10 protein-coding genes and 1 tRNA gene are annotated in these 14,214 nt (G+C 63.3%); all 11 read right to left on the minus strand.

Annotated features, from left to right (window positions below):
- Positions 1–7 precede the first annotated feature (7 nt).
- Entirely contained in the window at positions 8–382 is a 375-nt protein-coding gene (gene rpsL, locus C1926_RS04175) for a 30S ribosomal protein S12 (RefSeq protein ID WP_004145320.1), read from the minus strand.
- A gap of 282 nt (positions 383–664) precedes the next feature.
- Positions 665–4,888 carry a DNA-directed RNA polymerase subunit beta' gene (gene rpoC, locus C1926_RS04180; RefSeq protein ID WP_108758329.1) on the minus strand — a complete coding sequence of 1,408 codons (4,224 nt, stop codon included), beginning with the start codon at positions 4,886–4,888 and terminating at the stop codon, positions 665–667.
- Between the two features lie 87 nt (positions 4,889–4,975).
- Positions 4,976–9,130, minus strand: a complete 4,155-nt coding sequence (rpoB, locus tag C1926_RS04185; protein WP_108758330.1) for a DNA-directed RNA polymerase subunit beta — start codon at positions 9,128–9,130, stop codon at positions 4,976–4,978.
- Between the two features lie 342 nt (positions 9,131–9,472).
- Positions 9,473–9,838, minus strand: a complete 366-nt coding sequence (rplL, locus tag C1926_RS04190) for a 50S ribosomal protein L7/L12 (RefSeq protein ID WP_025879347.1) — start codon at positions 9,836–9,838, stop codon at positions 9,473–9,475.
- Positions 9,839–9,902: 64 nt separating this feature from the next.
- Positions 9,903–10,436, minus strand: a complete 534-nt coding sequence (gene rplJ, locus C1926_RS04195) for a 50S ribosomal protein L10 (RefSeq protein WP_108758331.1) — start codon at positions 10,434–10,436, stop codon at positions 9,903–9,905.
- Between the two features lie 387 nt (positions 10,437–10,823).
- Positions 10,824–11,522, minus strand: coding sequence for a 50S ribosomal protein L1 (rplA, locus tag C1926_RS04205; RefSeq protein ID WP_079220747.1), 699 nt, complete (start codon positions 11,520–11,522; stop codon positions 10,824–10,826).
- Positions 11,523–11,526: 4 nt separating this feature from the next.
- Positions 11,527–11,955, minus strand: a complete 429-nt coding sequence (gene rplK / locus C1926_RS04210; RefSeq protein WP_004145248.1) for a 50S ribosomal protein L11 — start codon at positions 11,953–11,955, stop codon at positions 11,527–11,529.
- Positions 11,956–12,241: 286 nt separating this feature from the next.
- Positions 12,242–12,802, minus strand: coding sequence for a transcription termination/antitermination protein NusG (nusG, locus tag C1926_RS04215; protein WP_004154362.1), 561 nt, complete (start codon positions 12,800–12,802; stop codon positions 12,242–12,244).
- 10 nt (positions 12,803–12,812) lie between these two features.
- Positions 12,813–13,226, minus strand: a complete 414-nt coding sequence (secE, locus tag C1926_RS04220; RefSeq protein WP_079220746.1) for a preprotein translocase subunit SecE — start codon at positions 13,224–13,226, stop codon at positions 12,813–12,815.
- A 48-nt stretch (positions 13,227–13,274) separates the two neighbouring features.
- Positions 13,275–13,350 (minus strand) — tRNA-Trp (locus C1926_RS04225).
- A 103-nt stretch (positions 13,351–13,453) separates the two neighbouring features.
- Positions 13,454–14,214: elongation factor Tu (locus C1926_RS04230; protein WP_159095173.1), on the minus strand; the 761-nt coding region annotated here is incomplete at its 5' end.

The raw sequence follows: 14,214 nt of genomic DNA on the forward strand, positions 1-14,214 counted from the left end.
TCTCTCCTTATGCCTTCGGACGCTTGGCGCCGTACTTGGAACGGGCCTGGCGACGCTTGGCAACGCCGGCGGCGTCGAGCGAGCCACGAACGGTGTGGTAACGCACACCCGGCAGATCCTTGACGCGACCGCCACGGATCAGGACCACGGAGTGCTCCTGCAGGTTGTGGCCTTCGCCGCCGATGTAGGAAATGACTTCTTCCTGGTTGGTCAGGCGGACCTTGGCAACCTTGCGGAGAGCCGAGTTCGGCTTCTTCGGGGTGGTGGTGTAAACGCGCGTGCAGACGCCACGGCGCTGCGGGCACTTGTCGAGCGCCGGCGAGGCACTCTTGTACGTAGTAGCTTGCCGCGGCTTGCGGACCAGCTGGTTGATCGTCGCCATCAGTAGGTTCTTCTGATTGGTGGCCGGAAATCCGGCCAGAGATGCGGAAATGTTAAAGCAGGCCAAAATTCTGGCCTGCTGAGACAGACGATTGTAGCAACCTGTCAGGAAAGCAGTCAAACGCCTCCTGTCAAGCCCGTTCCTGATCCTGGAACGTTACTGGGGAGCCTCCATGAACCCCGTTCAGGTTGGCCGGGAGGATCGCGGACGACCCCCCTGCCCTATCCCAATCCCGTCGTTGGACCGACGGGGTGGTCCGGCCTCGCGGCCGGACCTGATACCTCATTCTTCGCCAGACGCCTGTTCAGCTTCGGCTTCAACGACCGGAGCTTCGACGGCTGCCGGGGTGCCGGTCAGGGCCTGCATCTCCGAGTCGGTGAGACCCGAAGCGCCGCGGCGGCGGCTGCTGTGGTACGACAGACCGGTACCGGCCGGGATCAGGCGGCCGACGATGACGTTTTCCTTCAGGCCGCGCAGGTTGTCCTTGGTGCCGCGGACGGCAGCTTCGGTCAGCACGCGGGTGGTTTCCTGGAACGAAGCGGCCGAGATGAACGATTCGGTCGCCAGCGATGCCTTGGTGATACCCAGCAGGACCGGATCGAAGTGCGCCGGCAGCTCGTTGCGGGTCGACAGGCGCGCATTCTCCTCGATTACGCGCTGGCGCTCCACCTGTTCGCCGTTCAGGAACTTGCTGCTGCCCTGGTCGGTGATCTCGACCTTGCGCAGCATCTGGCGGGTGATGACCTCGATGTGCTTGTCGTTGATCTTCACGCCCTGCAGGCGGTACACGTCCTGGATTTCCTTCACCAGGTAGGCAGCCAGCGGTTCGACACCCAGCAGGCGCAGGATGTCCTGCGGGCTCGGCTCGCCGTCCACGATGGTTTCACCCTTGGTGACATGCTCGCCTTCGAACACGATGACCTGGCGGTACTTCGGGATCAGCTCTTCGTGTTCCGAACCATCGGTGTCCTTGATGATCAGGCGCTGCTTGCCCTTGGTGTCCTTGCCGAAGCTGATGATGCCCGAACGCTCGGCCAGCACCGCCGGATCCTTCGGCTTGCGGGCTTCGAACAGATCGGCCACGCGCGGCAGACCACCGGTGATGTCGCGGGTCTTCGACGCTTCCTGCGGGATCTTGGCGACGACGTCGCCCACGCCCACGGCGGCGCCGTCCTGCAGGTTGACGATCGAACGCGGCGGCAGCAGGTACTGCGCCGGCAGATCGGTGCCCGGGATGGACAGGTCGTTGCCCTTGGCGTCGACGATGCGCACGATCGGGCGCAGGTCCTTGGCCTGGGTACCACGACGCTTCGGATCGGTGATTTCGCGCGACGCCAGGCCGGTCAGCTCGTCGGTCTTCTCGATGACGGTGATGCCGTCGACGAAGTCGATGAAGCGGATGAAACCGGCAACTTCCGACACGATCGGGTGGTTATGCGGATCCCAGTTGGCCACGGTCTGGCCAGCCTTCACTGCATCGCCATCCTTGGAAGCGATCATCGAACCGTACGGCAGCTTGTAACGCTCACGCTCACGGCCGTGGGCATCGAGCACCGAGATTTCGCCCGAGCGCGACACTGCCACCAGCGAGCCATTGGCGTGCTCGACCGACTTGAGGTTGCTGAACTTGACCGAACCGGTGGTCTTGACGGTGATGTTGTCGACCGCAGCCGCACGCGACGCCGCACCACCGATGTGGAACGTACGCATGGTCAGCTGGGTACCCGGCTCACCGATGGACTGGGCGGCGATGACGCCGACCGCTTCACCGATGTTGACGATGTGGCCACGGGCCAGATCGCGGCCGTAGCAGCGACCGCAGACACCGAAGGCCGATTCGCAGGAGATGGTCGAACGGACCTTGATGGTCTGCACGCCGGCATCTTCCAGCTTGGCCACCCAGGCTTCGTCCAGCAGGGTGTTGCGGGTGACGATCGGATCTTCGTCGTTGCCCGGCAGGAACACGTCCTCGGCAACCACGCGACCCAGCACGCGATCCTTCAGCGGCTCGACCACGTCGCCGCCTTCCACGATCGGGGTCATGATCAGGCCTTCGGTGGTACCGCAATCCACCTCGGTGATGACCACGTCCTGCGCGACGTCGACCAGACGACGGGTCAGGTAACCCGAGTTTGCGGTCTTCAACGCGGTATCGGCCAGACCCTTACGGGCACCGTGGGTGGAGTTGAAGTACTCCTGCACGTTCAGGCCTTCGCGGAAGTTCGCCTTGATGGGCGTCTCGATGATCGAGCCATCCGGACGCGCCATCAGGCCACGCATGCCGGCCAGCTGACGGATCTGCGCCTGCGAACCACGCGCACCGGAGTCGGCCATGATGTACAGCGAGTTCATCGACTTCTGGTCGATGGTCTCGCCCTTGGCGTTGACGACCTTCTCGGTACCGATGGTGTCCATCATCGCCTTGGCGATGCGCTCATTGGTGCGCGACCAGATGTCGACCACCTTGTTGTAGCGCTCGCCGGCGGTGACCAGGCCCGACTGGTACTGCTCCTGGATTTCCAGCACTTCGGCTTCGGCCTCGGTGAGGATGCCCTTCTTCTCGTCCGGGATCAGCATGTCGTCGATGCCGATGGAGACGCCGGCGCGGGTCGCGTAAGCGAAGCCGGTGTACATCAGCTTGTCGGCGAACACGACCGTGTCCTTCAGGCCCAGCTGGCGGTAGCTGGAGTTGATCAGGCGGCTGATGTTCTTCTTGGTCAGCTCGGTGTTGGCCAGCGCGAACGGCAGGCCTTCCGGCAGGATTTCAGCCAGCAGGGCGCGACCGATCGTGGTGTCCACGATCGAGGTCTTGTTCTGCTTGTTGCCTTCTTCGTCGGTCACCACTTCGGTGATGCGGACCTTGACGCGTGCGTGCAGTTCCACCACGCGGTTGTCGTAGGCACGCTTCACTTCGGCGATGTTGGCGAAGGCCATGCCCTCGCCCTTCTTGTTTTCCAGCGAGCGGGTCATGTAGTACAGACCCAGCACGACGTCCTGCGACGGCACGATGATCGGCTCGCCGTTGGCCGGCGACAGGATGTTGTTGGTCGACATCATCAGCGCACGCGCTTCCAGCTGGGCTTCCAGCGAGAGCGGCACGTGGACGGCCATCTGGTCACCGTCGAAGTCGGCGTTGAACGCGGTGCAGACCAGCGGGTGCAGCTGGATGGCCTTGCCTTCGATCAGCACCGGCTCGAACGCCTGGATGCCCAGGCGGTGCAGGGTCGGCGCACGGTTCAGCATGACCGGGTGTTCGCGGATGACCTCTTCCAGGATGTCCCAGACTTCGGCTTCTTCGCGCTCGACCAGCTTCTTGGCGGCCTTGATGGTGGTGGCCAGGCCACGACGCTGCAGCTTGGCGAAGACGAACGGCTTGAACAGCTCAAGCGCCATCTTCTTCGGCAGGCCGCACTGGTGCAGGCGCAGGTACGGGCCGACCACGATGACCGAACGGCCCGAGTAGTCGACGCGCTTGCCCAGCAGGTTCTGGCGGAAGCGACCCTGCTTGCCCTTGATCATGTCGGCCAGCGACTTCAGCGGGCGCTTGTTGGTGCCGGTGATGGCACGGCCGCGACGGCCGTTGTCCAGCAGCGCATCGACCGATTCCTGCAGCATGCGCTTTTCATTGCGCACGATGATGTCCGGCGCGCTCAGTTCGAGCAGGCGGCGCAGGCGGTTGTTGCGGTTGATGACGCGGCGGTACAGGTCGTTCAGGTCGGAGGTCGCGAAGCGGCCGCCATCCAGCGGGACCAGCGGACGCAGGTCCGGCGGCAGCACCGGCAGCACGGTCATGACCATCCATTCCGGACGGTTGCCCGATTCCAGGAAGGCTTCGATCAGCTTGATGCGCTTGGTGAGGCGCTTCAGCTTGGTTTCCGAACCGGTAGCGGCGATTTCCTCGCGCAGGCGGGTCATTTCCGACTGCAGGTCGATCGTGCGCAGCAGTTCGTACACGGCCTCGGCGCCCATGGCGGCGTCGAAGTCATCACCGTGTTCCTGGCGGGCGGTCAGGTACTGTTCTTCGGTCAGCAGCTGGCGGCGCTCCAGGGCGGTCAGGCCCGGCTCGGTCACCACGTAGGCTTCGAAGTACAGCACGCGCTCGATGTCACGCAGGGTCATGTCCAGCATCAGGCCGATGCGCGACGGCAGCGACTTGAGGAACCAGATGTGCGCGACCGGCGAAGCCAGGTCGATGTGGCCCATGCGCTCGCGGCGCACCTTGGCCAGGGTCACTTCGGTGCCGCACTTCTCGCAGACCACGCCGCGGTGCTTCATGCGCTTGTACTTGCCGCACAGGCACTCGTAGTCCTTGACCGGCCCGAAGATGGCGGCGCAGAACAGGCCGTCACGCTCCGGCTTGAAGGTACGGTAGTTGATGGTTTCCGGCTTCTTCACTTCGCCGAAGGACCACGAACGGATCAGGTCCGGCGAGGCCAGCGCGATCTTGATCGCGTCGAAGTCCAGCGTCTGGCGCTGCTGGTTGAAGAGGTTGAGCAGGTCTTTCATGGTGTTCTCCAGAAGGAGGAATGCTGTGTCGATGGGCTTTCAGTTGACTGCCAGCGGCGCGGCGGCAGACCGCCGCGCCGGCATGGATCAGTTGTCTTCCAGTTCCATGTTGATGGCCAGCGAGCGGATTTCCTTCACGAGGACGTTGAAGGATTCCGGCATGCCCGCGACCATCTCGTGCTCACCGTCGACGATGTTCTTGTACATCTGGTTGCGGCCCTGCACGTCATCGGACTTCACCGTCAGCATTTCCTGCAGGGTGTAGGCCGCGCCGTAGGCTTCCAGCGCCCAGACTTCCATTTCACCGAAGCGCTGGCCACCGAACTGCGCCTTGCCGCCCAGCGGCTGCTGGGTGACGAGCGAGTACGGACCGGTCGAACGGGCGTGCATCTTGTCGTCGACCAGGTGGTTCAGCTTCAGGTAGTGCATGTAACCCACGGTGGTGTGGCGATCGAACGCTTCACCGGTGCGGCCGTCATACAGCTGGGTCTGGCCACTGCTCGGCAGGTCGGCCAGTTCCAGCATGCGCTTGATTTCCGCTTCGGTGGCGCCGTCGAACACCGGGGTGGCCATCGGCACGCCGTCGGTGAGGTTACGGGCCAGACGCAGCAGTTCCTCGTCGCTGAACTGCGACAGGTCGACACGGTTGGCCACGTTGGTGTCGTCGTGGTTGTAGATGTCGTCCAGGAACTTGCGCAGGTCGGCAACCGCAGCCTGGGCTTCCATCATCGCCTGGATCTTGCGACCCAGGCCCTTGGCTGCCCAGCCCAGGTGCACTTCCAGGATCTGGCCGATGTTCATACGCGACGGCACGCCCAGCGGGTTCAGCACGATGTCCACGGTTTCACCCGAGGCCATGTACGGCATGTCCTCGACCGGCACCACGTTGGAGACCACACCCTTGTTGCCGTGGCGGCCTGCCATCTTGTCGCCCGGCTGGATGCGGCGCTTCACGGCCAGGAAGACCTTGACCATCTTCAGCACGCCCGGGGCGAGGTCGTCGCCGGCGGTGATCTTGCCGCGCTTGTCGGCGAAGCGACGCTCGAACTCCTTCTCGTGCGCCTGGATCTGCTTCTGTGCGCGCTCGATGGCTTCCGAAGCGTCCTCGTCCTTCATGCGCAGGGCGAACCAGTCAGCCTTCTTCAGGCCGTCCAGGTAGGCGTCGGAGATGACGTCGCCCTTCTTCAGGCCGGCACCACCGTTGACCACCTTGCCCACGATCTGCGAACGCAGACGCATGTAGATGGCCGCTTCCAGGATGCGGAACTGGTCGTCGAAGTCCTTCTTGACGCGCTTGATTTCAGACTCTTCGATCTGGCGGGCGCGCTTGTCCTTCTCGATGCCGTCGCGGGTGAAGACCTGCACGTCGATGACGGTGCCGTCCATGCCCGGCGGAACGCGCAGCGAGCTGTCCTTAACGTCCGAAGCCTTCTCGCCGAAGATCGCGCGCAGCAGCTTCTCTTCCGGGGTCAGCTGGCTTTCGCCCTTCGGGGTGACCTTGCCGACCATGATGTCGCCGGCGCGGACTTCCGCACCGATGTACACCACGCCGCTTTCGTCCAGGCGGTTCAGCGCCTGCTCGGAAACGTTCGGGATGTCGGCGGAGATTTCCTCCGGCCCCAGCTTGGTGTCACGCGCGACGCAGGTCAGCTCTTCGATGTGGATCGTGGTGTAGCGATCCTCTTCCACCACGCGCTCGGAGAGCAGGATGGAGTCTTCGAAGTTGTAGCCGTTCCACGGCATGAACGCGATCAGCATGTTCTGGCCCAGGGCCAGTTCGCCGATGTCGGTGGACGGACCGTCGGCCAGCACGTCGCCGCGGGCGATGACGTCACCCACCTGGACCAGCGGGCGCTGGTTGATGCAGGTGTTCTGGTTCGAACGGGTGTACTTGACCAGGTTGTAGATGTCGACGCCGGCGTCGGTGGCACCGACGATTTCTTCCTCGACCACCTTGACCACGATGCGAGCGGCGTCGATCTGCACGATCTCGCCACCACGACGGGCGTTGACGGTCACACCGGAGTCACGCGCCACGGCGCGCTCGATGCCGGTACCCACCAGCGGCTTCTGCGCACGCAGGGTCGGCACGGCCTGACGCTGCATGTTCGCGCCCATCAGTGCGCGGTTTGCGTCATCGTGCTCCAGGAACGGAACCAGCGCGGCCGCGATCGACACGGTCTGCATCGGCGAGACGTCCATGAAGTGGACTTCCGCCGGCGGCTTCAGCAGCGATTCGCCCTGGAAACGGCAGGGAACGAACTGCTCGGTCAGCACGCTGTCGGCATTGGTCAGGGCGTTGGCCTGCGCAATGACGTACTCGTTTTCTTCGATGGCCGACAGGAACTCGACTTCGTCGAAGACCTTGCCGTCCACGACCTTGCGGTACGGGGTCTCGAGGAAACCGTACTTGTTGGTGCGGGCGTACACGGCCAGCGAGTTGATCAGGCCGATGTTCGGGCCTTCCGGCGTTTCGATGGTGCAGACGCGGCCGTAATGGGTCGGGTGCACGTCGCGCACTTCGAAGCCGGCGCGCTCACGGGTCAGGCCGCCCGGGCCCAGGGCCGAGACGCGACGCTTGTGGGTCACTTCCGACAGCGGGTTGTTCTGATCCATGAACTGCGACAGCTGCGAGGAGCCGAAGAACTCCTTGATGGCAGCGGCGACCGGCTTGGCGTTGATCAGCTCCTGCGGGGTCAGGCCTTCCGACTCGGCCATCGACAGGCGTTCCTTGACCGCGCGCTCGACGCGGACCAGGCCGACGCGGAACACGTTCTCGGCCATTTCGCCGACCGAACGCACGCGACGGTTGCCCAGGTGATCGATGTCATCGACCACGCCGCGACCGTTGCGGATCTCGGTCAGGACCTTGATCACGTCCAGGATGTCGGAGCTGTCGCCGTGGGCGCCGACCAGGCGCTTGGACTCTTCGTCGTTGCGCTCGCCGAAGTACTTGCTGTCGTACAGCACGGCTTCGCCGGTGGTTTCCTTGCGGCCCACGCGACGGTTGAACTTCATGCGGCCGACCGCAGACAGGTCGTAGCGCTCGAAGGTGAAGAACAGGTTGTGGAACAGGTTCTGCGCGGCATCCTTGGTCGGCGGCTCGCCCGGACGCATCATGCGGTAGATTTCGACCAGGGCTTCCAGCTGGGTCTTGGTCGGATCGATGCGCAGGGTGTTGGACAGGTACGGGCCACGATCCAGGTCGTTCACCCACAGGGTGCCCACCGCATCGACGCCGGCCTTGCGGAAGTTCTGCAGCTGCTCGTCGCTGATCTCGTCGTTGGCCTGGGCCAGCAGTTCGCCGGTCGAGGCATCGACCACGTCGTGCGACAGGATGCGGCCGACGATGTAGTCGTCCGGCACGGCCAGGGCAGCGATGCCCGAGGCTTCCAGCTGCTTGATGTGGCGCGCGGTGATGCGCTTGCCGGCTTCCACGATGACCTTGTCGCCGTCGGCGAGGTCGAAGCCCAGGGTTTCGCCACGCAGGCGCTCCGGCACCAGCTCCAGCTGGACGCCTTCATCCGGGTTGATGTGGAAGGTGTTGATCTCGAAGAACTCGGCCAGCATCTCTTCGTTGCTGTAGCCAAGCGCGCGCAGCAGGATCGACACCGGCAGCTTGCGGCGACGGTCGATACGGGTGAACAGCGCGTCCTTCGGGTCGAACTCGAAGTCCAGCCAGGAACCGCGGTAAGGAATGATGCGGGCGCTGTACAGCAGCTTGCCCGAGCTGTGGGTCTTGCCACGGTCGTGGTCGAAGAACACGCCCGGCGAACGGTGCAGCTGCGAGACGATGACGCGCTCGGTGCCGTTGACGATGAAGGTGCCGTTCTCGGTCATCAGCGGGATTTCGCCCAGATAGACCTCCTGCTCCTTCACGTACTTGATGGCCTTGGTCGACGACTCGCGGTCGTAGATGACCAGGCGCACGGTCACGCGCAGCGGCGCGCCGTAGCTCATGCCACGCTGACGGCACTCACGCTCGTCGAAGACCGGCTCGCCCAGCTTGTAGCCGACGTATTCCAGGGCGGCATTGCCGCTGTAGCTGGCGATCGGGAAGACCGACTTCAGCGCAGCGTGCAGGCCGTAATCGGCGCGCTTGGCCGGATCGATGTTTTCCTGCAGGAAATCACGGTAGGAATCCACCTGGATGGCCAGCAGGAACGGCACTTCGAGGATCGAGCGCTGCTTGCCGAAATCCTTGCGGATACGCTTTTTTTCGGTGAACGAATAGGACGTCATGAGGTCTTCCACCTTGTTGTGCGGGCCGTGCGCCCACGACCCGAAGGAAACTTGAAATTGTCAGTTGGAAGTCGCTGGTATTGCCGGCACCAGCACGCCTTCTCTTGCTACTTCCAACTGCCAACTCGTCTGCATCTACTGCCCTGCTGCCGCGCGAGGCGCTGGCTGGCGAGGATGTGACCGCAGCCCGTGTTGGGCTTTTTTCGTACTTGGAGCAGTCGACTGACAGTCGACTCTACACAGTCGACCCAACCGATACCGCAACAACGACCAAAGGCCGGGGGCTTACGCCCCCAGCCTTGGCTGCATCGCCGTGAATCGATGACGATGCAAGGGAAGTGCTTACTTGACTTCGACAGTCGCGCCAGCAGCTTCCAGGTCCTTCTTCATCTTCTCGGCTTCGTCCTTCGAAGCGTTGTCCTTCAGGACGCCGCCGGCTTCGGCCAGGTCCTTCGCTTCCTTCAGGCCCAGGCCGGTGATGGCGCGGACGGCCTTGATGACTTCGACCTTCTTGTCGCCAGCGGTCTTCAGGGTGACGACGAATTCGGTCTGCTCTTCAACAACGGCAGCCGGGCCAGCCACAGCAGCGGCGACCGGAGCAGCGGCGGAGACGCCGAACTTCTCTTCGATGGCCTTGACCAGCTCCATCACTTCCATCAGGGACTTCTCGGCGATGGCGTCGACGATCTGTTCGTTGGTAAGGGACATGATAATTACCTTTGGATGATTTTCTGGGATGAGGTTCCGCAAGGAACCACTAAATAGTCGAAACTCAGGCGGTCTCGGCGGCCGGTTCAGCAGCTTCAGCGGCTTCGCCACCGTTCTGCTTGTCACCGATGGCCTTGATGGCGCGGGCGAACATCGTGACCGGTTCGGTCAGGACGCGTGCCAGCATTGCCAGGGCCTGGTCACGGGTCGGCAGCGAGGCCAACACGTCGACGTGGCTTGCCGGGAACACTTCGCCACCGATGGCGACGACTTTAGCCTTCAGCTTGTCGTTGCCCTTGGCGGCGTCCTTGATCAGGCGACCGGCTGCACCGGGCTCCTCGAGCGAGAACGCGTACAGCAGCGGACCAACCATCTGGTCCTGTGCGACTGCGAACTCGGTGCCTTCAACGGCACGCGAAGCCAGGGTGTTCTTGACAACTTTCAAGAAAACGCCGGTTTCACGAGCCTGCTTGCGCATCGCGGTCATCTGGGCGACCGTGGTGCCAGCGTATTCGGCTGCGATCAAGGAGTGTGCCTTACCAGCAATTTCTGCCAGCTCCGCGACTACTTCTTGCTTCTGGGACAGATTGAGAGCCATTGCACTCCTCCAATTGAACTCCGCTTACGGCTCCTGCCGTGCGCGGTCCTGTGCGGCATCCGTCCTGGACGCCGGGAACATCGGAATGATGTTCCGGGGGGTGGGCCGTTCCAGACCTGGATGGCAATCAGGGAAAATCCCGGAAATGCGTGAACCAGAAAAACTCCAGAAGGGCACCATCTACGCAGGTTGATTCCGAAGAATCGATTAAGCGGTCATTGCTGCTCCGGCGGCGACTCCCTGCCATATCGAGCTTCCGTGCCCGTCGCCGGTATTGCCACGACCGCGCCTGCGGTCTTTGACGGCTACCACCAGCGATGTACGGCTGGCGATGCCTTCAAATGTCACGGTCACGGTGCCCGAGGGTACCGTGACCGCTTGAAACAATTACTTCAGGGTCAGCGACGACTGGTCGACGGTGACGCCCGGGCCCATCGTCGAGCTGACCGAAACCTTCTGCAGGTACGTGCCCTTCGAGGTGGCCGGCTTGGCCTTGATCAGGTCCAGCAGCAGCGCGGTCAGGTTCGACTTCAGCGCGTCTTCGGCGAAGTCGGCCTTGCCGATGGTGCAGTGGATGATACCGGCCTTGTCGGTGCGGTAACGGACCTGGCCCGACTTGGCGTTCTTCACGGCTTCACCCGGGTTCGGGGAAACGGTGCCGACCTTCGGGTTCGGCATCAGGCCGCGCGGGCCCAGCACGGTGCCCAGCTTACCGACGACGCGCATGGCGTCCGGGGTCGCGATGACGACGTCGTAGTTCAGATCGCCGGCCTGCATCTTCTCGGCCAGGTCGTCCATACCGACGGCTTCGGCGCCAGCGGCCAGGGCTTCGTCAGCCTTGGCACCGGCCGGAGCGAAGACAGCGACGCGGACCGACTTGCCGGTACCCGCCGGCAGCACGGTGGAGCCACGGACCTGCTGGTCGGACTTCTTCGCATCGACGCCCAGGCGCACAGCAACGTCGATCGACTCGACGAACTTGGCCTTGGTGGCGGTCTTCAGGATGTTGATCGCGTCTTCGAAGGCGTACGACTTGCCCGGGACAACGGCGGCCTTGATGGCCTTTTCGCGCTTGTTCTGTGCCATCTGATTAACCCTCCACCACGAGGCCCATGGAACGGGCAGAGCCAGCGATGGTACGCACGGCGGCGTCCAGATCGGCGGCAGTCAGATCCGGTTCCTTCGCCTTGGCGATCTCTTCCAGCTGCTTACGGGTGACCTTGCCGACCTTCTCGGTGTTCGGGCGCTTGGAGCCCGACGAGATGCCAGCGGCCTTCTTCAGCAGGGTGGTGGCCGGGGTGCTCTTGGTGATGAAGGTGAACGTACGGTCCGAGTAGGCCGTGATGATCACCGGAACCGGCAGACCCGGCTCGAGCTTCTGCGTGGCAGCGTTGAACGCCTTGCAGAATTCCATGATGTTCAGGCCGCGCTGACCCAGCGCAGGACCGACCGGCGGCGAGGGGTTGGCCTGACCGGCCTTCACCTGCAGCTTGATGTAACCGACAACTTTCTTTGCCATGAGTATGCTCTCCGGGTGCTAGCGCCTTGCGACAACAGGCTCCCCATCGGACCGGGAATCACGCGTCCCGGCATCGCGTTTTGAAATCATGCTGAAGGCCACCTTGCGGCGGCCTCGTCCTGCTGGCTTCCCAGCGGGGAGCCGCGCACTATAACAGGTTTTTTCTTCACATGCCTGAAGCAGCATATAAACGAACGAAACCGGGCTGAGCCCGGTTCCTGGTTCCGTAGAGTCGAGCTTGCTCGACTGATCTGCAAAGTCGAGCAAGCTCGACTCTACCGACAGGTCAGACGGCCTTTTCGACCTGGCCGAACTCGAGCTCGACCGGAGTGGCACGACCGAAGATCAGCACCGAGACGCGCAGACGGCTCTTCTCGTAGTTGACTTCTTCGACGACGCCATTGAAATCGTTGAACGGGCCGTCGGTAACGCGGACCATCTGGCCCGGCTCGAACAGCACCTTCGGACGCGGCTTCTCGACACCTTCCTGAACGCGGTTCAGGATGGCTTCGGCCTCGGAATCGGCGATCGGCAGCGGACGATCGGCGGTGCCGCCGATGAAGCCCATGACGCGCGGGGTTTCCTTGACCAGGTGCCAGCTTTCGTTGTCGATGCGCGGGATGCCGGCTTCTTCGTGGGTCTCGATCTGGACCAGCACGTAACCCGGGAAGAACTTGCGCTCGGAACGGCGCTTCTGGCCGGCGCGCATCTCGACCACTTCTTCGGTCGGGACCAGGACATCGCCGAAGCGCTCTTCCATGCCATCACGGACGATGCGATCACGCAGGGCCTGCGCAACCGACTTCTCGAAGCCCGAATAGGCGTGAACGACGTACCAACGCTTCATGCAAATCTCCTTAGCGGGTCAGGAACAGCTGGACCAGCCGCTGAATGACGTAATCGAATCCACCCAGCAGCAAGCTGAGGATGATCACCACAACCATCACGACCCAGGTCATGCGGGTGGCTTCCTGGCGCGTCGGCCAGACCACCTTGCGCAGCTCGAAGCGCGACTCGGAGAGGAATTCGCGGGTATCACGACCCTTGCCTGTCAGCAGGAACACGCCGATACCACCGGCCAGACCCACGACGACGGCCAACGCACGCAGCTGACCCGTCCACGCGCCCAGCTGGGCAGCGCGACCAGAGTCAGCGGAGAACCAGAACCAGACGAACAGACCAGCCAGCACCAGCAGCGTGGCGAGGGCGTACTTGACGATATCCCCACCCTGGGTGGAGGTGTCCTTGGAGTGTTCGATCTTGCTATTCATCAGGCTATGTCTGCTTTAGCGGCCGAACCGCTGGGTAAGGTGGGCAGATGGCACGCCAGGAGGGACTCGAACCCCCAACCTGCGGTTTTGGAGACCGCTGCTCTGCCAATTGAGCTACTGGCGTACAGATTGAAACTTGCCTTCCCTTAGACGGCGAAGGCGGACCGAGGTTCCCGGCCCGCCACTCGCCCGACCGGCAGCGCTATGCAACCGCCGGCTTTGCAGGCTTACTCGAGGATGCTGGCGACGACGCCGGCACCGACGGTACGACCACCTTCGCGGATTGCGAAGCGCAGGCCGGCGTCCATGGCGACCGGGTTGATCAGGGTGACAACCATCTTGATGTTGTCGCCCGGCATCACCATCTCGACGCCTTCCGGCAGCTCAACCGCACCGGTGATGTCGGTGGTACGGAAGTAGAACTGCGGACGGTAGCCCTTGAAGAACGGGGTGTGGCGGCCGCCCTCGTCCTTCGACAGCACGTAGACTTCGGCGTCGAACTTGGTGTGCGGCTTGATCGAACCCGGCTTGGCCAGAACCTGGCCACGCTCGACGTCGTCACGCTTGGTGCCGCGCAGCAGCAGACCGGCGTTGTCGCCTGCCTGGCCCTGGTCCAGCAGCTTGCGGAACATTTCGACGCCGGTCACGGTGGTCTTCTGCACCGGACGGATGCCGACGATTTCGATTTCTTCGCCGACCTTGATCACGCCGCGCTCGATACGACCGGTCACCACGGTGCCGCGGCCCGAGATCGAGAACACGTCTTCCACCGGCATCAGGAACGGCTTGTCGACGTCACGCTCCGGGGTCGGGATCCAGCTGTCGAGAGCTTCGACCAGCTTGATCACGGCCGGCACGCCGATGTCGCTCTGGTCGCCTTCCAGCGCCAGGCGGGCCGAACCCGAGATGATCGGGGTGTCGTCGCCCGGGAAGTCGTACTTGCTCAGCAGCTCGCGGACTTCCATTTCGACCAGTTCCAGCAGCTCGG

Origin of the sequence: Stenotrophomonas sp. ZAC14A_NAIMI4_1 (assembly GCF_003086915.1) — a bacterium.
Lineage (GTDB): Bacteria > Pseudomonadota > Gammaproteobacteria > Xanthomonadales > Xanthomonadaceae > Stenotrophomonas.

Coding starts and splice junctions, on each gene's coding strand:
- rpsL (WP_004145320.1), bottom strand. CDS start 382: ATGGCGACGATCAACCAGCTGGTCCGCAAGCCGCGGCAAGCTACTACG.
- rpoC (WP_108758329.1), bottom strand. CDS start 4,888: ATGAAAGACCTGCTCAACCTCTTCAACCAGCAGCGCCAGACGCTGGAC.
- rpoB (WP_108758330.1), bottom strand. CDS start 9,130: ATGACGTCCTATTCGTTCACCGAAAAAAAGCGTATCCGCAAGGATTTC.
- rplL (WP_025879347.1), bottom strand. CDS start 9,838: ATGTCCCTTACCAACGAACAGATCGTCGACGCCATCGCCGAGAAGTCC.
- rplJ (WP_108758331.1), bottom strand. CDS start 10,436: ATGGCTCTCAATCTGTCCCAGAAGCAAGAAGTAGTCGCGGAGCTGGCA.
- rplA (WP_079220747.1), bottom strand. CDS start 11,522: ATGGCACAGAACAAGCGCGAAAAGGCCATCAAGGCCGCCGTTGTCCCG.
- rplK (WP_004145248.1), bottom strand. CDS start 11,955: ATGGCAAAGAAAGTTGTCGGTTACATCAAGCTGCAGGTGAAGGCCGGT.
- nusG (WP_004154362.1), bottom strand. CDS start 12,802: ATGAAGCGTTGGTACGTCGTTCACGCCTATTCGGGCTTCGAGAAGTCG.
- secE (WP_079220746.1), bottom strand. CDS start 13,226: ATGAATAGCAAGATCGAACACTCCAAGGACACCTCCACCCAGGGTGGG.